Here is a 26907-nt window from a genome sequence, read left to right on the forward strand (position 1 = left end):
TGCCCGCTTTTTCGCCATCAGAAACATCTTGTTTCCTCTCCCCTTTTCATCATGAACTGTCTAATATCGCAGTGCTCGGTTCATTCCATCACTAACAGCCCATGTTTCACAAAAAAACCAATCACGGTCTTATACCATATAACTCACCAGTACCGGAATCACCGCAGCTGTTTGTGAACGTCTCGCACTTTTTGCTCCGCCTATCATGTAATCCACCCCGTGATTAAAAATTGGTTTTAGCCTGGAACATTTCAAAAAAGTTTACGGCTTATATACTGACGACGGATGAAAAAAGACACCTGAAAACCAAAGTCGAAAGGACAGATTATCACTATTCCTTCACATTCAACAATGCAAGCGCTTGTCACCTTCTTTTTTAATTGGCTATAATGAATATAGTTTAGGCAAGTTTTTTCAGGGGGTTAAGAAATGCTTGAAGGTTGGTTTTTAGTATTTATCCTTTTTTGGGTAGTCGTTTTAATTGCGCTCTTTGCCATTGGAGGATTTTTTATGTTCCGCAAATTTTTAAAGCGCCTGCCAAAAGAAGACGGGAAATCGGATATGGATTGGGAAGAATATTATGTGGAAAAGACAAAGTCATTATGGACAGAAGAACAAAAAGCACTCCTGGATGAACTCGTGAGTCCTGTGCCTGAATTGTTCCGGGACGTCGCCCGCCACAAAATCGCTGGTAAAATAGGTGAGGTGGCCCTAAAAGAGAATGTCAAACGGTTAAATTTGGATATCATTATAAAAGGCTATATTTTGGCAACGCCAAAGCGCGACCATAAATTTCTTCGTAAAAAAATGAATGAATTAAACATAGACATTACGCCATATGAACATTTTTTTTGAGGCTTCCAAACGTGATCGGGAGCCTTTCCTTCATATAAAAGCAGGTGAAACATTTGAACTATATCGCAGTCGGAATCGGCGGAATGGCAGGAAGTGTCCTCCGGTATTTAATTGGTCTTTACACGATCGAATTATGGCATGGCGGGTTTCCTTATGGAACGTTCATTGTCAATGTGACGGGTGCCTTGATATTGGGTTTTTTGACTGGGTGGCAATACGGGAAAAAACTTCCCTCCTATATCGTTTCAGGACTCGGAACCGGATTCATCGGTTCCTTTACCACTTTTTCGGCTTTGAGCTTGGAAACTGTCCAACTTATTGACACCTCGCCACTGACTGCCTTGTTATATGTTGTATTAAGTAGTGTCATCGGCCTCTTCATGGCTTTCTTTGGGTTGTTGTTGGGAAAAAATAGTTCTCGAAAGGACACTGTCTAATGAAGCTCATATGGCTTATTGCAATAGGTGGATGTATCGGAGCTACAGCGAGGTTTTGTCTGGCAAACAAAGTGAAACCGATCAACGACTTTCCCCTTTCCACCCTGCTTGTGAATGTAATCGGTTCTTTCCTGCTTGGATTCTTTTCAGGTGCTGTGTTGAACTCGACAATTGCCCTTCTGGTTGGAACCGGCATTTTGGGTTCGTTTACAACTTTCTCCACCCTGAAAGTGGAGATCGTTTCATTGCTTGATCAAAAGAAATGGCGCACCGCCTTTTTTTATATGGCTGTCAGCTATATTGGCGGCATTGTGCTGGCATTTGGAGGATATGCACTGGGAGCGTTTTTTTCTTCCTAACTGTACAGGTAAACTTTTCTTGAATGTAATTGGCCAACCTCACAAATAATACATACAAATAGTGATAAGTAGGAGGGCATATCATTGAGCGATTCTTTAAAGTTATCTGGCAGGCAATACAAGAAGGAAGATGAACATGGAAAAGACATTTTATCAAAAGGTCTTGCCATTACACATGAGCAAGTAAGTGATGTATATACAGAAGGTGTCATAGAAGGTGTTATTGAGAATGAGAACGGGGAAAACATAGCACTTGCCGATATTCAACAACAGGACAGGAGAAAAAAGCATGACTGACAAACAGCAATATAAGAATGACATAAAACAATATCAGATGCCAAAAGCACTTCGCCGCAGTAAAAAGTCTGCCTACCGTGTCGGATATACTGCCAGTACAGGCAATGACACCGGAGGAAAGGACGAGCCTGGAAAAAGAACGGATTTGTAAGTGCCAGCCGGGCTTAAAAAGATGGAAAGAGTTGAATAGGGAGAATCAACAGATACCACCTTTTTGTTTTACGTTAGCAAAAATCATAACGCTAAGAGCGTGCTTGACGAAAATGAAAGACCCAAGTATATACAACCGCGCTTGCCGGCAGTGACAAACGGAAGGAATGAACAGAAGTCTGTCTCCCTACATCATGATGAACTTTGGGGAAATTTCAACTCTTTTGTACAACCGTTGCTTCACCAAACCTAGACAAAGAAGAATATGTATCAGTAAAAAATGGCTCCGATTTGTCAATTTAGAAGATCGGGGCCATCTTTTCTGACCGTGCCAAATGCCCATATGCGAGATTTTGCGGCCATAGTCCTATTTGTACATCATTTATCCTGATATTTGACCAAGAGAGAATCAAAATTTAAGAGATTTTGTTGAAAATTTCAATTTATATTTACAAAAATAGTAGAAAAGACTGATATATATTTGATATAATATGCTTAAATTTTGATTTACAAAAAATATATATAATACACTGAAAATAACAAGAAGGGACGAGACAAGGTGGAGAGTTTACTTTTAGAGATTGAGAAAAAGCGAGAACAATTAATTGCAGTATCAAATCATGCAAACTTGACATCCCAACTTGTATTGCAATACAGTACTGAGCTGGATCTTTTAATCCATCAGTATAATCTTATGACTGTCACGAAACTACAACAGCAGGCGGCTAATTAACAAAAAACATAACAGACGGGAACGTCTGTTTTTTTAATTTGTTTAAAGAACGTCTGATTCATGTTGAATCCTGTCACCCCCTTTTTCCTTTATTCACCCCACGCTATCTAGTTTACATAAAATAAATTATCGGCAGCCATGTTGCATATCGCGCAGATAGAAAATTATTATGAATATTACGTGTATTAACACTAGAAAAAGCCACTTCTTCTGCTTGATAATTGTAACAGAAAAAGTGGCTTGAGAAAGCTTAAACATCAAGCTATTTTTTGCAATGTAACAAATGAGTAAATCGGATATACATTGGTAAATCAACGTTTACTTATTATCCATCTGTTTTTTCATCATGGACATCATTTGATTCACTTTTTTCTGGGAAGGTTTCATTCCCATTTGCATCATCATCATTTTAAGCATTTGTTCATTGATTGGCGGATTTTTCTTTAAATAGTCCATCATATATTTACGGGCAATGAAAAACCCTAAAGCAACACCAGCCAAAAGAGCCAGTACGCCCGTTAATACAAATTGCCACCACATTAAGTAATTCCTCCTTCAAGTTGTCTACCATCCAGTTTACTGAACCCCCAAATATTATACAATACTTGATCATGCATTTCATATGTATTTTCTTTCTTTTACAGGTTTCACCCAACCATAGCGTTCATTTTCTCTATCAACGGCAAAAAAATGGCCTTCATATTTTCGAAGTACTTCAAAAAAAACAGACTCTGACTCAAATCCGCCCCAAGCCTTCAAACATAGCAAGTTTTCTTCAATGGCCAGTTCTGCTCCATTTCTCCCTTTGGGATTTCCTGTACAGTATACTTTTCCCTTAATCATTATTTTTCTGTTTTGTATAGACTCTGATAATAACTTATGCAGTTCTAAAAAAGGTAAGGGCCGGGTTATATAGTCGATTTGCTGCTTAATAATCTTCCTCTGTTTGTCTATGTTCGCATCTTGTGCGGTAAATAATTTATAAAATTTACTTTCACGGCCATAAAAGTAATCTGCAAACTCATCTTTTATTAAATAAATTGAGTATTTTCTCACTTGCTTCGTCACTCCCGCCGTTTTTCATTATTATAATGGAGACGCTATAAGAAGTTTGTCAATTCCTCTGTACTCTTTCACAAATCATTTTTTAACATATATTCTAGATGACCTAATGATTTCCCTTTTTTTAACAAAAGATCATTTTTTTCAAAAACAAACGAATGTTTCCAAGAAAAAGATGACATTCTCGAAACGTTTTTGTGAATGTTGCTTAAGAGAAGAAGATAGAATTCCGATTCGCGGCGATTACATAGCATGAGCATGTCGAAAAAGGGAGAGCTGTAACGGCAAAAAGCCCCAGCCAAACGGCTGGAGCCAGACACAAAAAAGAATTTCCTAGCAGGAACATTTCCTTTTATTTTTGAAGCAAAGCTTTTACCTTTTGAACGACGTTATTGACTGTGAAGCCATATTCTTCGATCACCTTTTCACCAGGAGCTGAGGCACCAAAACGATCGATTGCCAAGATATCCCCTTCATCCCCTGTATATTTATGCCAGCCAAGTGATGAACCCATCTCGATGGCCAAGCGTTTTTTAACAGTTTTCGGGAGCACAGTTTCTTTGTATTCATCTGATTGCTGTTCAAAGCGATCCCATGACGGCATGCTGACAACGGAAGCATGAATGTCTTCTTTTTGAAGGGCTTTTTGTGCAGCGATTGCCAAGTTTACTTCAGATCCTGTAGCAATCAACAGGACATCTGCCTGCTCTTTATGAGCAGGTGAAATAATATAGGCGCCTTTTTCAACACCGTCTTTGGCTCTTTCTGCCGTAAACGGCAATGTCGGCAGGTTTTGCCGCGTTAAAACGAGCGCAGTCGGCTTATTTTCAGATTCTATCGATAAGCGCCATGCCGCCGCTGTTTCATTGGCATCAGCAGGCCTGATCACAGACAAGCCAGGCATTGCGCGCAACGAAGCAAGTTGCTCGATAGGTTCATGTGTAGGGCCGTCTTCCCCAACAGCGATGCTGTCATGTGTAAATACATAAGTCACTGGGATTTCCATTAAGGATGCAAGCCGGATGGCGGGACGAAGATAGTCCGAGAATACAAAGAACGTACCACCAAAAACTTTCAACCCGCCATGAAGAGCCATCCCATTTAAGGCCGTGCCCATACCAAATTCGCGTACCCCAAACCAGATGTTCCTGCCTTCGTAAGAAACTGGGGAAAAATCTTTTTCTTCTTTGATCATTGTTTTGTTAGAGCTAGCCAGATCCGCAGCCCCGCCAATGAGATAAGGAAGATTTTTGGCAATGCTGTTCATCACTTCACTGCCTGATGCCCTTGTTGCCAGACTGGATCCTTCTACATATGTCGGGATATCTTTATCCCACGCTTCAGGAAGTTTTCCTTCAATGGCGCCTTCCAATTGCCTGGCAAGTTCAGGGAAAGCGGCTTTATAGCTTTCAAAGAGCGTTCGCCACTCTGCCTCTTTTCGAGTTCCGCGTTTGATCGCTGTTTCTTCAAAATGTTCATATACTTCTTTAGGAACATAAAAATCTTCTTCATATGTCCATTTGTAATAGTCTTTTGTAAGCTTCATTTCCGCTTCACCGAGCGGGGCCCCGTGGGCATCTGATTTACCGGACTTATTTGGGGCTCCGTAGCCGATAATGGTCTTTACTTCAATCAAAGTCGGGCGAGTATGATCGGCTTTGGCTAGTTCAATGGCTTCGGAAATCTGCTCAAGGTCATTTCCGTTTTCAACACGGATATATTGCCAATCGCATGCTTCAAACCTGGCACCTACATTTTCCGAAAATGATTTGTCCAGATCCCCATCAAGGGTGATATCGTTGGAATCATACAATACAATCAACTTTCCAAGCTTGAGATGACCTGCCAGTGAAACGGCTTCGGAAGCCACCCCTTCCATTAAATCCCCGTCACCGCAGAGTGTATATGTATAGTGGTCGACAATATTGTAATCTTTTTTATTGTAAACAGCCGCCAAATGGCGTTCAGCCATGGCCATACCAACCGCCATTCCGATTCCTTGTCCCAGCGGCCCCGTTGTCGCCTCTACCCCAGGTGTATACCGATATTCCGGATGTCCAGGCGTTTTGCTTCCCCATTGTCTAAAATGTTTAATGTCTTCCATTTTAAGGTCGTAACCTGACAAGTGAAGGAGACTGTATAAAAGCATTGAACCGTGACCCGCTGATAAAATAAAACGGTCGCGGTTGAACCATTCGGGATTTTTTGGATTGTGGTTCATATATTTTGCCCATAATGTATAGGCCATGGGTGCTGCTCCCATCGGCAAGCCGGGATGACCTGAATTCGCCTTTTCAATTGCGTCGATTGACAGCGTTCTAATTGTATTGATGGCCAGCGCGTCAATCTCGGCCACATTGTTGTTATGCATCTAAATATCTCTTCCTTTCCCATTTTGTTCTATAACATATCATAAAGATATTTTTGCATTTTCACAACTTTTGAGTATAAAAAAACATCGAAGCGGGTCGATGTTTGTAAAGAAATTTTAATGAAGTTTTTTCTTTAGCTGGATAGAGCGAAGTTTTTCAGGCGTTACTTCTTGTCCCGTAGAATCAAACACCCTTACTTGTTCAATTGTCTGTTTCATGGAAGAGCGAAACGCTTTTAAATATTCGCCGCGAAGTCTCGACTGCTCCTTTGCTTCTTCCTTGGACAGGCCTTTTTCTTTCGCTTTTCGGGCTAGCGCATTAATCCTGGCGAGCTTTTCTTTTGAAAGCATACTCAAACTCCTTTTTTACGTTAAGTTAGCTCCAGTTTACTAAAATCGATGGGTGAAAACAATCTATACGCCCCTGACTGATAGATGAAAACGCACTATCTACATGAAGCTAGAGTTCGCAATGTCAGAGATGGACAACAGTGGACAACACTGTCATGAACCCTGATTATCCTCCTGCTCCATAAACTCTTTGTATCGTCTATGTACCGTTGCTTTGGAAACTTTGAAACCGAACCCCCTCATCATGGCAGCTATCTCTTCAAAGGTCATATTGTTTTGTCTAAGGCGAATGATTTCTTCCACCGGGACCTCTATTCTTTCCCGCCCATGCCGGTTCCCCTGGTTTTTCAAGTTTTTCTCCGGTTGATAGCCCTTGGCAACGGCTCTCTTCATGCCCCGTTTAATTTTGATATTATGCAATTTCCTCTGATGTTCTTCGATCATCGCCACAATATCCAATAGAATGGAGTCTGTTTCCGATATTTGCAGTTCTCCGTTATGAGACAGGCTGTACAATGTTACACCTTGCTTAAGAAGAACATGCATGAGGGCTATTTTGGCATTGCCCCGTCCAAGCCTCGTTTCATCCTGGATCAGGACAGCACCAATTTTATCGCCTTCTATTTTGTCGAGCATATCAAGTACGCCGGGACGGTTTAAATCATAGCCGCTCGCTTTGTCGAGAATGATGTCACTTACATCAAACCCCCACATTTTTGCCGCTTGCACAAGTTCTTCCTGTTGTCTTTCCAATGAGGTTTCCTGTGTGTGTTTGTTTGTACTGACCCTGCAGTAAATAATGGCATGCATTTTTTCAACCCCAAAACAAAAGTCATCTATTTTTTTGATTCATTGTCATTTCACTTTGATCTTGTAGATCATTGTATACATTTGCTTCGACAGTTTTCAAGGAAGTATTCTCTTGTTCCCAATTGAATATCATGACTAATCCCATAATTAATGACAGTATAAAAAAGATAATGACGAATGAATAATGTTTCCATACGGACGCAATCATTCATATTCCCTCCCCGAAAGTTTGTTCGCATCCAAAAAACATTATAATAGGAACACCTGTTTGTGTCAATAAAATTACGAACCCATGTTTGCTTAATGAAAAACCGCATGCTATAATAAGGTCAATTCATCACGGGAAAAAGGGTGTGAAAAGGTGTCAAAACTTACAAAAAGGCAAGAAGACATATTAAACTTTATAAAAGATGAAGTGAAAAAAAAGGGCTATCCTCCGTCTGTTCGCGAGATTGGGAAAGCGGTTGGCCTCGCATCAAGCTCCACTGTACACGGGCATCTCGCCAGGCTGGAAAGCAAAGGCCTTATCAGGCGCGATCCGACAAAACCGAGAGCCATTGAAGTTTTAAACCAGAACGAGGAAACAATCGTTCAAAAAACGGTCAATGTTCCGCTTGTCGGTAAAGTCACTGCCGGGCTGCCGATTTCAGCAGTTGAGAATATTGAAGATTACTATCCGCTTCCGGAATCACTTGTTCCGGCAGACGAGCAAGTATTCATGCTGGAAATCGTAGGTGAAAGTATGATAGAAGCCGGGATTCATGATGGTGATTTTGTCATCGTGCGCCAACAAAAAACGGCCAACAACGGAGATATTGTCGTCGCAATGACCGAAGAAGACGAAGCGACAGTCAAAAGGTTTTATAAAGAAAACGGCTATTTCAGACTTCAACCGGAAAACGCGAGTATGGAGCCCATTATCGTATCCAATGTCGTCATTTTGGGAAAAGTGATCGCCTTATACAGGCGCTTTGTCCATTGATCAAGCCTCCTTCGCTATCCATACACGACGCACGAGCGGCCCAATCCCCCGTATCGCATTGAGCCGCTTATTTTTTGCTCACTTATTTGTGCCCGCTTCCTTTGCTTCACCCCAATAATATTCGCTAAACACTTCCGCCAATACATCGACTGTACGATAGAGTTCCTCCAACGTATTATCCACCCCGCCAATCTCGATCAAGAGCGCATTTTCGGTTAAATCTTGGTTGTATACTCCATTCCCGTCTGCCTTCGTTTTTCCAAAAACCCCTCTTGACAGCCCGGGATATTTTTCTTGAATAGAATGATGCAATCGTGTTGCGAATTCCAGGTTTTTCTGATAGTTCGGATGTTCCTGTCCGATCACAAAATACGGCTTGGCATACGTTTTTCCGTTAATTGTCGCAGTCGTAACCCCTTTTCTCTGCGAATCTCGATGAATATCAAAATAAAAGCGGACTTCCTCTTTTTGTTTCATCGTTTCCACGGCAATCTCACGTGAAAGCTCATATGATTGAAAGAATTTCATATTTCTTTTTTTCAAAAGCGCCTGAATATCGACCTCATTCACCAACGTACTAATTCCCTTTTCTCCCAGTTTTTCTCCCAATCTTTTTCCTAGCAGTGTCACATTTTTCTCTTTGTGCCACGCGCGGTTTGGATCCGTTACATTTGGAAGAAGAGGAAGAAATGACTCCGTATTATGTGAAGAATAGATAAAAACAACGGGCTTATCTATTGTTGTCTGTTCTTTTGTCGGCGGAGATTCCTCCGCAGAATCATCACTCTCTTCCCAAACATCCAAATCATCCGGAGGCGGGGATTCAATCGGAAGATTCGTAAAATCAGTCCCTTTTCCAGCCACAATAATTTTTGGGGTCGCTGCATGCAGTCCCGGAATCTCACTAATTAAAAATGTCTTCATGTTCCGCAGATTGATGTTCGTAAATAATTCGAGAATATCTCTGCCCAAAGTCTGTTCAAAACCTTCGGGAATAACGGATTGTAAAGCGTGGTTTTCCAACGACATGACATATAGGAAAGTTTCTGTTCTTGACGGATCATCACCTATGAAGGACAATAAGCTGATTTTTACACTTGAAAAGGCAATTGCCGAAATTAGGCAAAAAAGTGCGACAACCGTTGCAAAAGATTTTGCTGCGAATTTGAACATCGGGTTCATCCTTTAAGAAAGATTTTGTAATACCATTTATATGAGCGTTGATAGAGTCTATGATTAAAAAGTTGTTCATACCTATAAACTTCGGAAAATAAAAAAAGCCCCATAGGGGCCCACGGGGTTTAAAAAACAATCTATTCTTTATACATTAGGAATTTTTTAGTAGATCAAACTGTTCGCTCGTGTCCAAACAATTAATAGATTTACCACTTTTACGAACATCCCATTACATGTTAAGTACCTGTAAACGGCTTTCATTTATGGAAAATTTTGAAATATAATGTAATGATGAAAGACTTGATACAAGGGTTGCGGGGCGATTGCAAAGTTCATAGTCAAGAAGGGGACGGGCAACATTTAGTCTGTCTCGTTCATCATGGATGTTTCGTTATTGTCGGGCGATTGCTTTTTATTTTTCTTTTCGCTAAAAGGTTCTTCGACAGTTGCTTCTCCAATGGTTGGCTCTTGCAAGCTTGCCAACTCCGGATCAATTGCTTGTTTTGTATTAGCTTTTATATGTAAAGACCCATTATCGTCAACGGATTGCACATCTTCGCACTCACTTGAAGAAGCAGTAAACATGAATCCGGAAAGCAACATCAATATAAAAGGTTTTTTAAGCATCTTATTACCTCCATCCTTATTCCGTCTATAGGAATCTTATCATTTTTGGGCAAGTATTTTTTTCGTTTCGGTATTTTTTAATCTAATCTAAAACAATGTCAACTGCGTTTAAAAAATGACATGCGCAGGTTACTAAAACCCTATCATAGTAAAGCTTCACAAACTTTTAATTGTTCAAACAGCTTGTGTGTTTAGCTAGTGGTTTATATGACCGTAGTGGCAATGATTCTATTTTAAGCTCCCAAAGCCGGCACGCTCGTGAAAAAAATTTTTATGCAAAACAAAAACCCCTCCTGTATAGGAAAGGCAGTATGCTTGACAATATATCTGTTATGGTAGAGGTGAAATAATAAATCGTCGCTGGCTGCATCGATCATAAAGTGCGCACTATCTTCAATATTGTACCTTTGTATGAAAAAATAAAAACACCCCGTAGGAGATGTTAAGACTTACGATAGAAATATTTTTTATGTTCCTAAGATGTACCTACAAAAAATAGAAATGGGTCATGAGAAGCGTGAATATAACTCCTGCTTTAACAGCCATTCCGTCACCTTCCTAAAAGGTAGTCTTTTTTTGGGAAATTCATCAAGAAAAGTATGGCGACAATCCGTTTCAGGTTGCCGGTTTCCTTTTGAATTTCAACATCTTTTCACCTCTTTAACTGCAATTTATCACACCCATGTTAATACTGTTTGTAGTATATGTAAAGTTTTCATTTACAAAACAAAAAATGACAGTGCGTAAAGATTCACTTATTTTCCATTTATTAGACATCTGTAAAAATGGCTTTTAGTCATTCAGACAATACAACAAATATTCATTCTTATTGGAAGCTTGAACGGACATGATATACATCCAGTCATCATTAGCCAGTTCTGCAACATTGGCACGCCAGGAAAAAATGGACCATCAAGACAATAAAATGTTGCAAAAACCGGACTGTTATCGGTTTAAGGAAAAATAAATGTACAAAAACCGAAATGTCCCAGTCAGTAAAAAAACCGAAGGAGCCTAACAGCCCCAACGGTTTTATAAATTAATACAGCTTCATGTACTGCTCCCTTTCCCATGGGTGTACCTGGGTCCTAAACATTTCCCACTCAATCTCTTTTGCTTCAATAAAGTTTTCGAGGATGTGCGGTCCTAAAGCGTCTTTCATAACTTCGTCAGCCTTCAGTTCCTGCAATGCTTCGTGGAGATTGTGGGGTAAATCGACAACCCCTTCTTTCTCCCGCTCATTTTTGTTCATGATATAAATGTTGCGGTCTACCGGTTGTGGAGGAGATAGTTGTTCTTTAACACCGCTTAATCCGGCCTTTAATAGGACGGCCATTGCAAGATAAGGATTTGCTGTTGGATCGACGCTCCGAAGTTCAATTCTTGTGCTTTGCCCTCTTGATGATGGTATTCTGACAAGCGGGCTCCTGTTTTGGGCAGACCAAGCAATATAACATGGGGCTTCGTAACCCGGGACGAGCCGTTTGTATGAATTGATCGTTGGATTTGTGATTCCTGTAAAGCCAGGTGCGTGCTTAATAATACCTGCCATAAATTGAAATGCCGTTTCGCTCATTTCCAGCTCACCATTTGGATCATAAAAAGCATTCTTCCCGTTTTGAAATAGAGACATATTGAAGTGCATCCCTGATCCCGCTACACCAAATAGGGGCTTTGGCATAAACGTGGCATGCAGGCCGTGTTTTCGGGCAATTGTCTTTACGACAAGTTTAAATGTTTGGATGTGATCACATGCACTGACGGCATCCGAGTATTTAAAATCGATTTCGTGCTGGCCGGGAGCCTCTTCATGGTGTGAAGCTTCGATCTCAAAGCCCATTTCTTCAAGCTCTAGCACAATGTCACGGCGGCAATTCTCACCAAGGTCGGTGGGAGCCAAATCAAAATATCCGCCGTTATCGTTTAATTCTAATGTCGGTTCACCCTTTTCATCCAACTTAAAGAGGAAAAATTCTGGTTCCGGTCCAAGGTTGAACTCAGTAAATCCATATTCTTCCATTTCCTTTAAAACCCTTTTTAAATTGCTTCGCGGGTCACCTAAAAATGGCTCCCCGGATTTATGGTAAACATCACAAATCAGTCTCGCCACTTTTCCCTTTTCGGCAGTCCATGGAAAAATGACCCATGTATCAAGATCCGGCACCAAATACATATCGGATTCTTCTATTCTTACAAATCCTTCAATGGAAGATCCGTCAAACATCATTTTATTATCCAGTGCTTTCTCTAATTGGCTGATGGGGATTTCAACATTTTTTACTGTCCCCAAAATATCAGTAAACTGCAACCTGATAAACTTCACGTTTTGTTCTTCTGCCAGCTGTGTGATGCTTTCCCGTGTAAACATGCTCATGTGCGAATATTCCTCCTGGAATGACAGATTCAACATGACAAATCATCATGAAGTAAAGAAAAATATCATGTACGAAATGATAAATGCCACAGTTTCATCTGTCAAGAAAAAATTTGAAAAAGACAGCAAGCTATTACTGTCTTCCATATATATATATTCACTTAATTTACACGAATCAAACCTTTATCCAGCAAATAATCCACCGCAGTGGAAATGGCAATTTTTACATGGGCATATGTAAGGCCTCCTTGTACATATGCGGCATATGGAGGACGGATCGGGCCGTCGGCTGACAGTTCAATGCTGGCCCCTTGAATAAAAGTACCGGCGGCCATGATGACAGGATCATTATAGCCCGGCATTTCACTTGGATAAGGCATAACATACGAATCCACCGGTGATGCGGCCTGGATAGCCTGGCAAAACGCAACCATTAAATCGGCATCGCCAAACTGGACGGATTGTATTAAATCTGTTCGCGGCGCATCCCATTTCGGCTCCGTGTTCATCCCGATCTGTTGCAGAAAAGCCGATGTAAAGACAGCTCCTTTCAGTGCTTGCCCCGTAATATGGGGTGCCAGGAAAAACCCTTGATACATTTCAAGCAGGCTGTAAAGGGAAGCTCCGGCTTCTGAGCCAAGGCCCGGGGATGTCATCCTATAGGAACAGTCTTCAACATATTTCGATTTCCCAACAATATAGCCTCCCGTTTTTACAATTCCTCCCCCGGGGTTTTTAATAAGTGATCCTGCCATCAAATCGGCTCCAACATGGCATGGCTCACGTGTTTCTACAAATTCACCGTAGCAATTGTCAACAAAAACAATCAGCTCCGGGTTTATTTCTTTTACAAAAGCGATCATTTCAGCGATTTCTGCGATAGTAAATGAAGGACGGTCGTCATAGCCTTTCGATCTTTGTATACCAATTACTTTCGTCTTTGAATTGATTTTCTGTTGAACAGCTTGAAAATCCACTTTTCCTTCCTGAGTTAAAGGGACGGCTTCATAAGCGACGCCAAATTCCTTCAGTGATCCGCTGGATTTGCCGCGAATCCCAACAATTTCTTCCAGTGTATCGTACGGCTTTCCAGTAATATATAGCAATTCATCCCCGGGACGAAGCACTCCAAACAACGAAATAGCGATGGCGTGAGTGCCTGAGACAATTTGTGGGCGGACAAGCCCGGCCTCCCCGCCAAACACATCGGCATAAATGCTTTCAAGTGTTTCCCGCCCCATATCATCATACCCATACCCGGTGGATGGATGAAAATATGTATCGTTCACACGATGCTTTTGGAAGCATGCTAATACGCGATATTGATTTATTTCAATGAGCTTGTCAATTTCTTTGAGCTTACCCGAAATTTTCTCTTCAACAGCTTCAATGACGGGGCCCAATTTCTCTCTATGTGTCAAGTACGTATACATTTTTTGCTGACTCCTTCAAACTTCATATAATTTTAGCGATCCTGTTACAGGATGATCTGGAAGAACGTAACCTTTGCATTTATAGGCCTGTTCTTTCTCCAAAAAAGTTAATTCTCTCAAAATCGTGTCGCTCTTTAATACAGACAAAAGCCGCCCTTCATGTGAGGGAATGATTACATGATAGTACTCCATGGATGCTACGGCCATACTTTCAATTTTTTGTTTTAGCAGATTTCGGTCATTCTCATCAAACGCACTCATTAGAACCGCATCTCCTGAACTTGGAACAAAATCAGAATGAATTTGATCTGCTTTATTGTATACGGTCAATTGGGGCAAGTGTGCTATTTCCAGTTCTTTCAACAGCTCTCGAACTGTCTCTTCATGATTGCTATAGTCCGGGTTGGAACAATCAACAACATGCAGCAACAGATCCGCCTCACGCGCTTCTTCCAATGTAGAGCGGAAAGCCGCAACCAATGTAGTGGGCAAATCCTGAATAAAACCAACCGTATCTGTAATCAAAACCGAGTATCCGCTTGGGAGGACAATTCTTCGTGTCAGCGGATCAAGCGTCGCGAACAATTTGTCTTCCGCAAACGACTCCGCCATCGATAAACGGTTGAATAATGTTGATTTTCCGGCATTTGTATAGCCTACAATGGCGATTTGATACGTATTATTTCTTTTTCTCCGAGATCTGTAACCTTTACGATGTTGCACAATCGTCTCCAATTGCCTTTTAATTTCGTCAATCCTCCGCCTGATATGCCGGCGGTCAGATTCAAGTTTTGTTTCCCCTGGTCCCCTTGTCCCAATACCGCCCCCAAGCCTTGACAAAGCAATTCCTTGGCCGGCGAGCCTAGGCAATAAATATTGCAATTGGGCAAGCTCTACCTGCAATTTCCCTTCTCTTGATTTGGCGCGCTGCGCAAAAATATCAAGAATGAGCTGTGTTCTGTCCAGCACCCTTCCAGAAAACTTTTCTTGAAGATTACGCAGTTGGGTTGGGGTCAATTCGTCATTGAAAATGATTAAATCAGGCTCCAACTCTTCCACCAGCGACTGAAGTTCTTCCAACTTTCCTTTTCCCAAATAAGTTGAGGGATGGAGCCGTTCCCGTTTTTGTACCATTGTGGCCAGTACTTTCGCTTTGGCTGTAGTTGTCAACGAAGCCAGTTCATCCATTGAATATTGAAAATGATGCTCGTTTGCATCGAGCTGGCAACCGACAAGAATAGCTGTTTCTTCATGTTTGAGCATTTTAGACACTCCTGCTTTCTTTACAATGTCTAAACACATCATAACAGATATGTTTGGAAAGAAAAAAGAAACTCCGCCAGAAGTCGGAGTGGACATTTAAGTATAGGTGTTATTTTTCGCAAAGACCAAATCGCGGCTATGAAGCGTCATCAAATTATTACGGTTCAACCTGCTTTCGGAAAGAAGCCGCATGGCCTGCGCCCGCACCGCGCCTTCGATAATATTGCGGACATACCGTCCATTGGAAAATGTGGATCTGTTCACACCTTTGGCGTATATAAGATGATCTTTCAATTTCGCTTCTGCTTCATGGGTAAATTCATATTGCTTCTCTCGTAACATGCGTCTGGCAATTTCCATTAATTCATTGACAGAGTAGTCCGGAAAATGAAAGACAAGTGGAAACCTGGAGTGAAGGCCGGGATTTAAACTTAAAAAATAATCCATTTCTTTTGAATATCCAGCCAGGATTAAAATAAAGGTATGCTGTTTATCTTCCATATGTTTAACAAGGGTATCAATCGCTTCTTTGCCAAAGTCTTTCTCACCACCGCGGCCAAGTGAATAGGCTTCATCAATGAATAAAATACCGCCGGATGCTTTTTTGATTAAATCCCGTGTTTTTTGTGCAGTGTGGCCAATGTACTCGCCAACAAGATCAGCCCTTTCCGCTTCAATCAGATGTCCTTTAGGAAGAACCTCCATTTTATGGAGCAATTTGCCAATCAGCCTGGCGACAGTCGTTTTTCCTGTTCCCGGATTTCCTTTGAACATCATATGCAACACTTGAGGACCGGCTTTTAATCCTGCAGCTTCCCGTTTTTTGTTAATGTAAATCCACGCATAAATTTCCTTCATTGTTTTCTTTATGTGGTTGAGTCCTACAAGGGAATCCATCTCACTTTCAATTTCATTTAAGATGGCATGTTGGCCGGGCAATGATTTGGAAACAGCATGACCATGTCCATCTTTATGTTTATCCCTTTTATGCATGTTGAGCATTATACTGATCTGGCCATTATTCTTCATCTTGATTGGTTCATCCACAGCCCATCACCTCGCATTCAGAAACAGTATACGCCCAATATGACATTTTGTTCCTCATATTGTTTGTATCCCATTATATTCGAAAAAAGCCAGCCTCATTACATAAGGAGGACGACTGGGCTATTAATAAAAAAACGCTGCTTCCTGCAGTTTGGGGTTCTTTTTCTTTACGCCCATAAACTACTAACAAGCTCGGTTTCAACACTAAACGGAACAATTTATTTTCAACTGCCGTTTTCCTGAAAGATAGTTCGTGCCTCTGCGCAGCAAGTTGACGGGCCAGGAACCAGCTATTTAAAGCTAATCCGCCTGCCACTCCAAGTAACAGGTGAGTACACATTCATTATATTAATGTTATGTTGAAAACATATTAGCATACCTTCTCGACTAACGAGTACCATACATTACATACATTTAGTAAAATGAACTTCCTCCCTTTTGGGAAATACTTTTAGAAAGCTAAATCTTCTGACACCTCTCCATCTATGCGTTTCAGTTTTTTACCCTTCATGAAAACGCTTCATTTTTTTCTAAAATAACACCTAGTGTTGCATTAATTAAATTCCACTTTTGAAAATACGCTAAATATTCAATTTTGTCATTTTTTGCATAGAAACCCATCCAAATCCACTAAAAAGGACACAAACTCATGGACAAAATTACACGAAAAACTTCATTTGGACAATGGTTTTCACCAATTAATTTTTCATTATTTGAAGAACAGGTGAAAACCATGAAATTAGATTTCTATACGAAAAAATTAACGACAGAGCCATTCCTAAAATTACTGCTTTTTGCGCAGCTACATGAAATAGAAAGTTTTCATACGCTAAGTGATTGTCTTTTCGACGATCATCTTCTAAAAAGAGATTGACCTTGATTCGATCAGTATTTCGCAGCTGTCACGCCGATTAAATGGCATGAATCCAGATCTATTTCAAGAGCTTCTCCTTGACTTAGTCTCACAAATGCATGCCATATACAAAACTTGTTATGCCGTTAAAAATCATAGATTCAAGCACATTGCCACTGAGTTTAACCAACCATAGGTGGGCAAAGTTCCGCAAGACAAAAGCCGGTGTGAAACTGCATCTACGCCTTGTATTTATGGAAAAAGGAACTTCCTATCCCGAAAAAGCCGTCCAAACAACGGCAAAAGAACACGACCGTGGTCAGCTTGAAATCATGGTGGATGACAAGGAGTGCATGTATGTGTTTGACCGTGGCTATCTGGACTACGAGCGCTTTGACCGCATGACTGATGACGGCTACTTTTTTCTATCTAGACTACGTAAAAACGCTGCCATGCGATAAATTTACAATTTTAAATTGCCCGAGGATACGACTGTTTTATCGGATCAAATGGTGCTGATTGGTACGACTCAAAACCGTGCTGAAAATTACTTTCGTTTTCTAAAAGTGATGGATTCAAAAGGGAATGTACTACATTTCATTACAAATCGGTTTGATTTGAGCGCCGACGAAAGATCAAGCAGCTGGAACAATATCCGGAACCCTTGGGCGATTACAGGAAGTGGCTAAAAGGAAAAAAGGATCGACACAGCGATCTCAATCCACGCACTCACATGGAGTGCGACACTTTTGGCAAAGGTTTCATGTTACCTTGAGCATCATTTCAATCCACGCACTCACATGGAGTGCGACATACTTCGATTCCTTTTCCTCGGTAGTACCCGGCGTATTTCAATCCACGCACTCACATGGAGTGCGACAGCGAAAATTTCCTAATAAAAGGAAAATTGCTCCCAAAATCTAGTAGGATAACCTGTTTTTGGGAGGTGTTTTGCTATCTTCTTTTCAATTTTACCATATATTTTCGTATCATACTGTTTTTTTTTGGTGCGGGTCCCCTAGAGATTTTATGTTCGCTTGGGGTTCGCACCAAAGTTTACGTTATATTATACGAACGGATGCTGCTCTTTTTAATTAAAAAAATTTCCAATTCTTCCATTAGTCCCAGAATCAAAAATTCAATCCTTTTTTAATTCTGTTCACAATCCAGCTCTCATGTAAGTTGACCGGTGTTTCTCTACATTTCCCGCATTAACAATTTTAATCGTCGCATTCAGTTGAAGAAGAACGTTTTATTAAAGTTGTTTCACTTGTTTTATTGCAAAATAGTATGATCTGCTTATCATTCCAATCGACGATGAATTGTCCCCAGTCCACTTGCCGGCATGGTTTCAAACTACTCGGTTACTTTGCTTTGGAATAAACGAAAGAATGAAGAATTGTAGAAAGAGAGGTTCAAATTGATTCTGGATCGGTGCAATACGATTATTCATTAAGATGAAAATTAGTAGTCATGCAATAGATGAGCTGATATTGTTAAAGACATATCCACTTCCTACGCTGATAGATCAATGTGTTAGTGAGGTGCCGTTATTTCTGCTGTTTGTTATTCCTTCCATTCTTTAAGGAGAGTGAAAGTTACGACATCTTTTAAAGATTAAGGTAAGAACGCCATCCATTCATCTGAATGAATAGTAAAATGTTCCATTACTGTTTTAGTTGCTCGTTTCTTGAAAAAGGAGTTCCCCAATTCATTTGTGAGAATAGTGGCAATAAGGAGTTCAACTTTGGATCACATACCAGATCAAAGAGCACTTGCTCTTTTAGAGACGATACTGCCTAGCACTTCATAGAATGTTTCCTCATAATATGGGGATTGCCCAATAATGCTCTCGGCAATCCCCACTCGTTAAATTCTCACTTTATTCTTCTTCAAAATTAATTTGCACGTTGCGTTGGGGCGAAAAAGTTGAGATGGCATGTTTAAAGACAAGCTGCTGTTTGCCTTCAGTTTCAAATAGTACGGTAAAGTTATCAAAGCCTCTTACTTGCCCACGCAGTTGAAATCCGTTTAATAAGAACACTGTTACAGGGATTCCTTCTTTACGCAGTTGATTTAAAAATTGATCTTGAATGTTGATCGGTTGCTTCATCGGAAGACCTCCTCTTTTTCTCTATACTTATGTATTCGATTTTAATTGCAGCTTTCCTGCAATAAATTGAACAATCTCATTAATCGTATTCAAGTGTTCCCTTTCATTCGTCATATCAAACCATGTAACATCCATTTTATTACGAAACCAGGTGAGCTGGCGTTTCGCGTATCTCCTTGTGTTTTTTTTCAGCAGTCGAACTGCTTCCTCCAGAGACAGCTTCCCATCAAAGTACTCAAAAAGTTCTTTATAGCCGATGGCCTGAACAGACTGGACATTACGTAGGCCTTGATCATAAAAATATTTGGCTTCTTGAAGAAAGCCCATTTTCATCATGATGTCTACACGATTGTTAATGCGCTCATACAATTTGCTGCGATCCATTGTAAGTCCGATTAAAGCTGTGTCATAAAGCGGCTCAGCCAATGTTGCTTTCGGTTTTTCGCTCATTTTTGTTCCGGTTAAGCGGTAGATTTCCAAAGCGCGAATAACCCTTTTTACATTGTGAGGATGAATACTGCTCGCTGTTTCCGGATCCACCGCGGCCAACTCCTGATATAGTTCATCTGTTTTTCCTTCTGAAGCTCTTTTTTCCAAGGCTCTGCGGTATTCGGTGTCAGGCGCTTCATCGGTAAATTTGTAGTCGTATAAAACCGAAGCGATATAAAGCCCTGTCCCGCCGACAATAATGGGAACGGCGCCGCGGGCGGTAATATCATTGATTTTTTTTCTGACCACTGTTTGAAACTCGGCGACTGAAAACGGCTCATCCGGTTCCTTGATGTCCAATAAGTGATGTGGAATTCCCATCATTTCATCGGGTTGAATTTTGGCAGTACCAATATCCATCCCTTTATACACTTGCATGGAATCACCGCTAATAACTTCTCCGTTAAAACATTTTGCCACTGTAATGCTCGTATCTGTTTTTCCTACGGCTGTCGGACCGACAATGACGATGAGCTTTTTTTTCTCCTTCAATGGAATTCACTGCTTTCACTAATTGCTTATGTGTTATCTTACCAAAAAAAGTATTCAAAAGAAAATGTTTAAAGCTCGTCAAGGTTTAAAAGCCATGGCAGCCCGAACCGCCGTCTGCCAACCGGCATATAATCTGTCGGCCCGCTCTTCCGCCATTTCCGGATGGAATTTTTCATCTAAAGCCCATCTTTTACCAATTTCTTCTTGATCTTTCCAAAAGCCAACTGCAAGTCCCGCCAGATAAGCTGTTCCAAGTGCTGTCGTTTCATTGATCTTTGGCCTTTCAACAGCCACACGCAGCAGATCACTTTGAAATTGCATTAAGAAGTTGTTTCTCACTGCCCCTCCGTCTACTCGCAGCTTTTTAAGCGAAATACCCGAATCCGCTTCCATCGACAATAGAACATCCTTCGTTTGATAGGCGAGCGACTCCAGGGTCGCGCGGATAAAATGCTCTTTTGTCGTGCCTCTCGTCAAGCCAAACACCGCCCCCCTCACATCACTATCCCAATACGGTGTCCCCAAACCCACAAAAGCGGGAACAACATAGACACCATCGGTCGATTCGACTTTCGATGCGTAAGTTTCACTGGAAGGAGTGTCTTTGATGATCTGCAAACCGTCCCTTAACCATTGGATCGCAGACCCGGCTACGAATATGCTTCCTTCCAAAGCGTACTCCAGCTTCCCTCCCACCTTCCACGCGATGGTCGTAAGAAGTCCGTGCTTGGAAGTAACAGGTTTTTCACCTGTATTCATTAACATAAAGCATCCGGTTCCATATGTATTTTTAGCCATCCCTTTTTCAAAGCAAGCTTGGCCAAACAATGCGGCCTGCTGATCTCCAGCAGCACTAGCGATCGGTATTTCCTGATCAAAAAAATGTTCCGGAACCGTTTTTGCGTATACTTCCGAAGAGGGCCTCACTTCAGGCAACATGGATCGCGAAATGCCAAGAATATCCAACAACTCTTGGTCCCATTCAAGCGTATGGATATTATACATCAATGTGCGTGAAGCATTGGAAAAGTCTGTTACATGAACCGCTCCACCGGACAGCTTCCAAATAAGCCATGTATCGATTGTGCCGAATAAAAGCTTTCCGGCTTTTGCCTTTTCCCGCGCTCCTTCGACATTGTCAAGAATCCATTTCACCTTAGTCCCTGAAAAATAGGGGTCGATCAATAGCCCCGTTTTTTTTCGAAATGTTTCTTCCAAGTTCTGTTCCTTCAAGGCATTGCATATCCCTTCGGTTTGCCGGGATTGCCATACGATTGCGTGATAGATCGGCTGCCCTGTATCTTTATCCCATACAACGGCTGTTTCCCGCTGATTTGAAATGCCAATTCCGGCTACTTGAGACGGCTTTACACCAACTTCGGTCAAGCATGCGGCAATGACGGCCAATACAGAACCCCATATTTCAATTGCATCATGCTCCACCCATCCGGGGCTGGGAAAATATTGAGTGAATTCTCTTTGGGATATGTTAACTGTTTCTCCGTTATGGTTAAATAAGATCGCCCTGGTACTGGTCGTCCCCTGGTCGATCGCCAAAATATATTGTTCCATCAAACCCCTCCCATATTTCCAATATTGAATATATTATAACAATAGAAACGATAGAACAGTGAAAAAATAAACAAGCATCGTAAAGATGCTTGATTAGCCGTAGTAAGCTATACCGATGGATACAAATAGAACAACAAGACCTAAAACTATATATATCCACGTCAACCGCTTAATGTTTACTTTTAAAGACGTTTTTTCATAATCGAGAGAACGGGCAAGCTCGTCCTCAGGCGTATCTCCTTGTTCTTCATATTGCTTCATTTGCCGAGAAACATCCCTGCCGACGAGAAACGTCCCAACAAGCGCGGCAATGCTGACGATCACACCGGCAATGATCATATAAAGAGTCACTAAAATCACCTCGACAGATCCTATATACTCATTATAACGTTCATTCCTTAAAAAAGCATTATATTAAGTGAATGATTTGTTACATAATTCTTTTAAACATCTTTTCTAAATCTGTTACTGTAAAGTGAATAATGACCGGTCTGCCATGCGGGCAAGTAAACGGATCTTCCGCCCTTCGGAGCTCGTCTAGCAACGCTTGGATTTCATCATTTCGCAAATGCCTGTTCGCCTTAATGGCCGCCTTGCAGCTCATCATGATGGCTGCTTCTTCCCGCAGTTTTTTCACGTCTACTTTTTTCATCGTCAACAGCTGTTGGATCATCTCTTCCACGATCATTTTTTCCCGGCCTTTCGGAAACCATGCAGGGTGAGAGCGGATAATAAAGCTGTTCATGCCGAACTCCTCTAGGAGGACACCGACTTTCATTAACTCTTCCTTGTATTCTATTATTTTTATATACTCGTCTCCCGAAAATTCCATGGTGATCGGAACGAGAAGCTGCTGCCATTCATTTTCCACTTTGCCAAGCTTTTCGCGGAAGTATTCATATTTGATTCTTTCCTGGGCGGCATGTTGATCAATCAAATAAAGACCGTTTTCATTTTGGGCCAAAATATACGTTCCGTGCATTTGCCCGATCGGGTAAAGAGCCGGCATCCTGGCATGCTCCATACTATCTTCTTTTTCAAGTGACGGCGCCTCCAACAAGGTTTCGTCCTCGACACCTGGCTGCTCTGTTTCATGGGGGACCGAGAGTGGCTCCTCCTCAGGCTGTTCAATCGGTTCATACAGCTTTTTCATTTCTTCAGGAGGCAACAATGTTTCCCTAGTGAAAAATGTGTTTTTTCGGCTGCTCTGCGAATGGTACGTATTTGGTTCAGTTGATGGCTCCAACTTCAGAGTTGTTTGGACACTGCTTTGCTCTCTTGAGCGGGAAGGGGCGGTCCCGTGTGGAATGAGCTGTTCCTTTTTGAAAGCTTGCTTGACTGTTTCAGTAATCAGTTCATTCAGTTCCATTTCTTTACTGAGCCGAACCTCCAATTTTGCCGGGTGAACGTTCACATCAACGAGCAGCGGGTCCATCGTAATCGTAATAAGCGCAATGGGGAAACGTCCGATCGGAAGGAGTGTTTTGTAACCTTCCAGAATCGCTTTGACAAGAGAATAATTTTTGATGAATCTGCCATTGATGAGCGTAGAAATATAATTTCTGGAAGCGCGGGTCATTTCGGGTCTGGATATATACCCTTCAATGGAAAAATCAAGCGACCGGCCACTAATGGGCAGCATGTCTCTCGCGATATTTTTCCCGTAAATCGCCGCCAATACTTGTCTAATATCTCCGTTTCCGTTCGTCTGAAGGAGAATTCGGCCATTATGCTGGAGGCGGATGGATACATCCGGATGGGATAATGCCAACCGGTTTACGACATCGGTAATGTGTCCGATTTCGGTATGAAGGCTCTTTACGTATTTCAGGCGGGCCGGTGTATTATAAAATAAGTCTGACACGGTAATATCCGTACCCTTTCTCGATGGGGCTTTCTCATGCGCAATGATTTTTCCGCCGTCCAATACAACTTTTGAGCCATCTTCACCTTCCCTGGCCGTTATGATCTGCACCCGGGAAACCGAGGCGATACTTGGAAGCGCCTCGCCTCGGAAACCGAGTGTTCTAATGCGGAACAAATCATGCTCATCTTTTATCTTGCTTGTTGCATGTCTTTTAAACGCCGCGATGACATCCTCCTCACCGATTCCCTTTCCATTGTCAATGACCCGAATTTCACTGAGTCCCGCTTCTTTAATGGATATTTCAATGACCGTACTGCCCGCATCCAGGGAGTTTTCCACCAATTCTTTGACAACGGAAGAAGGTCTTTCCACCACTTCACCGGCTGCAATTTTGTTGGATAACGCTTCGTTTAATTCAATAATTTCACGCATCATGATAAACTCCCCTTTTTGTCATTTCTTTACTTTCTTTTGGAGTGAGAATAAAGTATTTAATGCTTGCAGGGGGTTCATCTCCAATAGATTAAGATTTTCAATTTCTTTTAAAATCTTTTTCTCACGGCTGTTCACGCCAGTTTCAGGTTTCTCAAACAAGGCCAGCTGTTCATTGAGTTGATTCGGGGCTTGATCACGAGGTTTAGCTTGTCCTATCTCCCCGCTTTCCAGTTCCGCCAAGATTTCTTGTGCCCTTTCAATCAAATCCTTGGGCAACTCAGCCAGTTCGGCAACATGAATACCGTAACTTTTGTCGGCAGGACCATCTTTCACTTTATGTAAAAAAACGAGCTTTCCTTCTTGCTCCGCCGCACTGACATGAATGTTTTTTAAATGAAGCAACTTTTCCTCCAAGGCCGTCAATTCATGATAGTGGGTAGAAAATAATGTTTTCGCGCCGATTTTTTCATGAATATACTCAATAATCGCTTGAGCAAGAGCCATGCCGTCATATGTGGATGTCCCCCGGCCGATTTCGTCAAACAAAATCAAACTGTTTTTGGTGGCGTTTGAAATGGCATTTTTCGCTTCCAGCATTTCCACCATGAAGGTACTCTGACCGGAAATCAAATCATCTGCCGCCCCAATCCTTGTAAATATTTGATCAAATATCGGTAATTCCGCCTGTTCTGCGGGAACAAAGCAACCGATTTGGGCCATGATGGCCGTTAATGCGATTTGCCGCATGTAGGTGCTTTTACCGGACATATTGGGCCCGGTGATTAAAAGCATCTCATACTGTTCATCCATTATACAGCCGTTTGGGACATATCCTTGGGAACCGATGACTTTTTCCACAACCGGATGTCTGCCATTTTCAATCATTAACTTGCGGGTTTCACTGATCTTTGGCCTTGTATAATGGCGGGTTTCGCTTACGGTGGCAAAGCTTTGATATACATCAATTTCACTAATTATTTTCGCTGATTGCTGGAGCCTTGGAATATACGTTTTGACAATCTGCCTGATCTCAAGAAAGATGTCATACTCCAGTTCGATGGACCTTTCATCTGCCTGAAGGATCAACGCTTCCTTTTCCTTCAATTCGGGGGTGATGAACCGTTCTGCATTTGTAAGCGTCTGTTTGCGTTCATAACGCCCTTCCTCGAGAAATTTTACATTGGCTCGCGTTACTTCGATGTAATACCCGAATACACGGTTATAGCCCACTTTCAATGATTTGATCCCCGTCTTTTCCCTTTCTTCCTTTTCCAAGGCGGCAATCCAATCTTTCCCATTCCGGCTGGCATCCCGAAGTTTGTCAAGTTCTTCATGGTAGCCATCTTTGATCATTCCGCCTTCTTTTACGGAAATGGGTGGATGATCAACAATCGACCTTTCCAGTAAGTCAGTCAACTCTTCACAAGGATCAAGACGTTCCGAAAGCCGTACGGTTTCCTTGTCCCCAATGCCGTTTAACAGTTCTCGAATTGCCGGAATTTGCATCAGCGATTTTTTAAGTTGTACCAAATCACGGGCGTTGGCGTTTCCAAAGGCGACCCTTCCGGCAAGTCGTTCCAGATCATAGACACTCTTTAACAGTTCATTCAGATCAAGCCGTTCAAAATAATGTTTCATGAATATATCGACGAGATGGAGCCGTTTTTCAATAGCTGTTCTTTGGATGAGCGGCCTGTCCAGCCATTGTCTTAACAGCCTCCCGCCCATCGCGGTCGCCGTTTCGTCCAACAGCCAAAGCAGAGTGCCTTTCACCCCTTTTCCCCTGATAGATTCGGTTAATTCCAAATTGCGTTTTGAATAATAATCTATCTTCAAAAATTGACTATTTTCATAGATTGAAAAAGGCTGCAAGTGATCTAAGCTGCGTTTTTGGGTTCTTTTTAAGTAATGCAGCAGCCGCAATGCGGGGGCATGCATCTTTTTATCCGTTATATGAACGAGAATGGGATGAAACTCTTCCTCAAAAGAGCATTGATGTTCGTATGATATGACGGCTTTGCTTCGTTCTTCGATTCTCTTCAAAAGCTGTTCGTCATCCTCTTGGCATGCCACAACCTCTTTGGCACCAATAGTGGACAACTCGTCCAACAACAACTCACAATCGCCTTCGAGCAAGCTCACTTTGCTCTCCCCGGTCGACAGATCGGTATAGGCAATACCATATGTATGTTCATCTATGCAACTAATGGCCGCTATAAAGTTATTTTCTTTGGCGGCCAATTTGCTGCCGTCCATTACCGTTCCAGGAGTAATGAGCTGGACGACTTCCCTTTTGACAACGCCTTTCGCATGTTTGGGGTCTTCAGTTTGTTCGCAAATGGCGACTTTATAACCCTTTTGTATCAGTTGTTCAATATAACCTGCGGCGGAATGATGCGGAACCCCGCACATGGGGATTCTTTCTTCTGATCCGCCGTCCCTGCTTGTTAACGTGATTTCCAGTTCTTGAGAAGCCTTGAGCGCATCTTCAAAAAACAACTCATAAAAATCTCCCAGACGAAAAAATAAAAAGGCATCCTTATATTCAGCCTTCACCCGTAAATATTGTTGTATCATCGGTGTATACTGACGCATTTATACCAGTTTCCTTTCTATTCCAAAAAGCTTATCCATGATTATATCATAACATCTGTACGTCTTTTTTTTCCAAAATAAACATAACAATATAGCATCCAGCAAATTTACCAAACTCAATTCTAACAGAGCCCTTTAAAGACGCCAAGAAAAAACCGGGAGCG

General features: G+C 41.7%; 25 protein-coding genes and 1 pseudogene. 8 read left to right on the forward strand and 18 right to left on the reverse strand.

All coding sequences use genetic code 11. The features are described from left to right. Positions 1–429: 429 nt before the first annotated feature. From JOC94_RS17335 to JOC94_RS23585, 6 genes are all read left to right on the forward strand, one after another. Complete coding sequence (locus JOC94_RS17335) at positions 430–855, forward strand: DUF2621 domain-containing protein (RefSeq protein ID WP_077110316.1); 426 nt, start codon at positions 430–432, stop codon at positions 853–855. Positions 856–908: 53 nt separating this feature from the next. Then, a complete protein-coding gene (gene crcB / locus JOC94_RS17340; RefSeq protein ID WP_077110315.1) occupies positions 909–1292 on the forward strand; it encodes a fluoride efflux transporter CrcB in 384 nt (127 codons plus the stop codon). Further along, a complete protein-coding gene (gene crcB / locus JOC94_RS17345; protein ID WP_077110314.1) occupies positions 1292–1651 on the forward strand; it encodes a fluoride efflux transporter CrcB in 360 nt (119 codons plus the stop codon). The genes crcB (JOC94_RS17340) and crcB (JOC94_RS17345) overlap by 1 nt, the downstream gene beginning before the upstream one ends. A gap of 84 nt (positions 1652–1735) precedes the next feature. Continuing rightward, complete coding sequence (locus tag JOC94_RS17350; RefSeq protein ID WP_213089103.1) at positions 1736–1948, forward strand: YozQ family protein; 213 nt, start codon at positions 1736–1738, stop codon at positions 1946–1948. Then, a complete protein-coding gene (locus tag JOC94_RS17355) occupies positions 1941–2099 on the forward strand; it encodes a hypothetical protein (RefSeq protein ID WP_171973836.1) in 159 nt (52 codons plus the stop codon). Before JOC94_RS17350 ends, JOC94_RS17355 begins: the two co-directional genes overlap by 8 nt. A 558-nt stretch (positions 2100–2657) precedes the next feature. Continuing rightward, complete coding sequence (locus JOC94_RS23585; RefSeq protein ID WP_083717361.1) at positions 2658–2831, forward strand: aspartyl-phosphate phosphatase Spo0E family protein; 174 nt, start codon at positions 2658–2660, stop codon at positions 2829–2831. Between the two features lie 318 nt (positions 2832–3149). Here the strand turns inward: JOC94_RS23585 and JOC94_RS17365 are convergent, their stop codons facing one another. The 6 genes from JOC94_RS17365 to JOC94_RS17390 all read right to left on the reverse strand — a co-directional run bounded on the left by JOC94_RS17365 (position 3150) and on the right by JOC94_RS17390 (position 7633). Further along, on the reverse strand, positions 3150–3371 hold the full coding sequence (locus tag JOC94_RS17365; protein ID WP_077110312.1) for a YneF family protein: 222 nt from the start codon (positions 3369–3371) through the stop codon (positions 3150–3152). 78 nt (positions 3372–3449) lie between these two features. Next, a complete protein-coding gene (sirA, locus tag JOC94_RS17370) occupies positions 3450–3887 on the reverse strand; it encodes a sporulation inhibitor of replication protein SirA (RefSeq protein WP_077110311.1) in 438 nt (145 codons plus the stop codon). A gap of 358 nt (positions 3888–4245) precedes the next feature. Further along, positions 4246–6264, reverse strand: coding sequence for a transketolase (tkt, locus tag JOC94_RS17375; protein ID WP_077110309.1), 2019 nt, complete (start codon positions 6262–6264; stop codon positions 4246–4248). 117 nt (positions 6265–6381) lie between these two features. Continuing rightward, complete coding sequence (locus JOC94_RS17380) at positions 6382–6615, reverse strand: DUF896 domain-containing protein (RefSeq protein WP_077110308.1); 234 nt, start codon at positions 6613–6615, stop codon at positions 6382–6384. Positions 6616–6768: 153 nt separating this feature from the next. Continuing rightward, on the reverse strand, positions 6769–7425 hold the full coding sequence (locus JOC94_RS17385; protein ID WP_077110307.1) for a YneB family resolvase-like protein: 657 nt from the start codon (positions 7423–7425) through the stop codon (positions 6769–6771). A gap of 22 nt (positions 7426–7447) precedes the next feature. Further along, on the reverse strand, positions 7448–7633 hold the full coding sequence (locus tag JOC94_RS17390; protein WP_077110306.1) for a hypothetical protein: 186 nt from the start codon (positions 7631–7633) through the stop codon (positions 7448–7450). A 153-nt stretch (positions 7634–7786) separates the two neighbouring features. Here JOC94_RS17390 and lexA point away from each other — a divergent pair, with 153 nt between their 5' ends. Next, positions 7787–8407, forward strand: a complete 621-nt coding sequence (gene lexA, locus JOC94_RS17395) for a transcriptional repressor LexA (RefSeq protein ID WP_077110305.1) — start codon at positions 7787–7789, stop codon at positions 8405–8407. A gap of 78 nt (positions 8408–8485) precedes the next feature. On the opposite strand, the gene spoIIP is transcribed toward lexA, so the two are convergent. From spoIIP to spoVK, 6 genes are all read right to left on the reverse strand, one after another. Next, positions 8486–9580: a stage II sporulation protein P gene (gene spoIIP, locus JOC94_RS17400; RefSeq protein WP_077110304.1), complete on the reverse strand. Its 1095-nt coding sequence runs from the start codon at positions 9578–9580 to the stop codon at positions 8486–8488. A gap of 363 nt (positions 9581–9943) precedes the next feature. Further along, positions 9944–10210: a hypothetical protein gene (locus tag JOC94_RS17405; RefSeq protein WP_077110303.1), complete on the reverse strand. Its 267-nt coding sequence runs from the start codon at positions 10208–10210 to the stop codon at positions 9944–9946. A 1039-nt stretch (positions 10211–11249) separates the two neighbouring features. After that, positions 11250–12584, reverse strand: a complete 1335-nt coding sequence (gene glnA, locus JOC94_RS17410) for a type I glutamate--ammonia ligase (protein ID WP_077110302.1) — start codon at positions 12582–12584, stop codon at positions 11250–11252. A gap of 161 nt (positions 12585–12745) precedes the next feature. Next, positions 12746–14017, reverse strand: a complete 1272-nt coding sequence (locus JOC94_RS17415) for a methionine gamma-lyase family protein (protein ID WP_077110301.1) — start codon at positions 14015–14017, stop codon at positions 12746–12748. 15 nt (positions 14018–14032) lie between these two features. Next, a complete protein-coding gene (hflX, locus tag JOC94_RS17420) occupies positions 14033–15280 on the reverse strand; it encodes a GTPase HflX (protein ID WP_077110300.1) in 1248 nt (415 codons plus the stop codon). Between the two features lie 96 nt (positions 15281–15376). Further along, positions 15377–16327 carry a stage V sporulation protein K gene (gene spoVK / locus JOC94_RS17425; RefSeq protein WP_077110299.1) on the reverse strand — a complete coding sequence of 317 codons (951 nt, stop codon included), beginning with the start codon at positions 16325–16327 and terminating at the stop codon, positions 15377–15379. Positions 16328–16976: 649 nt separating this feature from the next. On the opposite strand from spoVK, the pseudogene JOC94_RS17430 reads away from it, so the two are divergent. Further along, positions 16977–17854, forward strand: a pseudogene (locus JOC94_RS17430) (IS4 family transposase); the annotation flags it as partial. Between the two features lie 1208 nt (positions 17855–19062). On the opposite strand, the gene hfq reads toward JOC94_RS17430, so the two are convergent. The 6 genes from hfq to mutS form a co-directional block, all read right to left on the reverse strand. Then, the gene (hfq, locus tag JOC94_RS17435; RefSeq protein ID WP_077111656.1) at positions 19063–19293 is read right to left on the reverse strand and encodes an RNA chaperone Hfq; all 231 of its coding nucleotides are present in this window, start codon (positions 19291–19293) and stop codon (positions 19063–19065) included. A gap of 27 nt (positions 19294–19320) precedes the next feature. Further along, on the reverse strand, positions 19321–20274 hold the full coding sequence (gene miaA / locus JOC94_RS17440) for a tRNA (adenosine(37)-N6)-dimethylallyltransferase MiaA (RefSeq protein WP_077111657.1): 954 nt from the start codon (positions 20272–20274) through the stop codon (positions 19321–19323). 78 nt (positions 20275–20352) lie between these two features. Beyond that, a complete protein-coding gene (gene glpK / locus JOC94_RS17445) occupies positions 20353–21846 on the reverse strand; it encodes a glycerol kinase GlpK (protein ID WP_077111658.1) in 1494 nt (497 codons plus the stop codon). Positions 21847–21939: 93 nt separating this feature from the next. Continuing rightward, positions 21940–22206 (reverse strand): hypothetical protein, encoded by a 267-nt coding sequence (locus tag JOC94_RS17450; RefSeq protein WP_253191885.1) that lies wholly within the window; start codon positions 22204–22206, stop codon positions 21940–21942. 70 nt (positions 22207–22276) lie between these two features. Further along, positions 22277–24145 carry a DNA mismatch repair endonuclease MutL gene (gene mutL / locus JOC94_RS17455; protein WP_077111830.1) on the reverse strand — a complete coding sequence of 623 codons (1869 nt, stop codon included), beginning with the start codon at positions 24143–24145 and terminating at the stop codon, positions 22277–22279. A gap of 21 nt (positions 24146–24166) precedes the next feature. Further along, the gene (gene mutS / locus JOC94_RS17460; RefSeq protein ID WP_077111660.1) at positions 24167–26743 is read right to left on the reverse strand and encodes a DNA mismatch repair protein MutS; all 2577 of its coding nucleotides are present in this window, start codon (positions 26741–26743) and stop codon (positions 24167–24169) included. Positions 26744–26907: the final 164 nt, after the last annotated feature.

This window comes from Siminovitchia thermophila (assembly GCF_016909185.1).
GTDB lineage: Bacteria > Bacillota > Bacilli > Bacillales > Bacillaceae_C > Siminovitchia > Siminovitchia thermophila.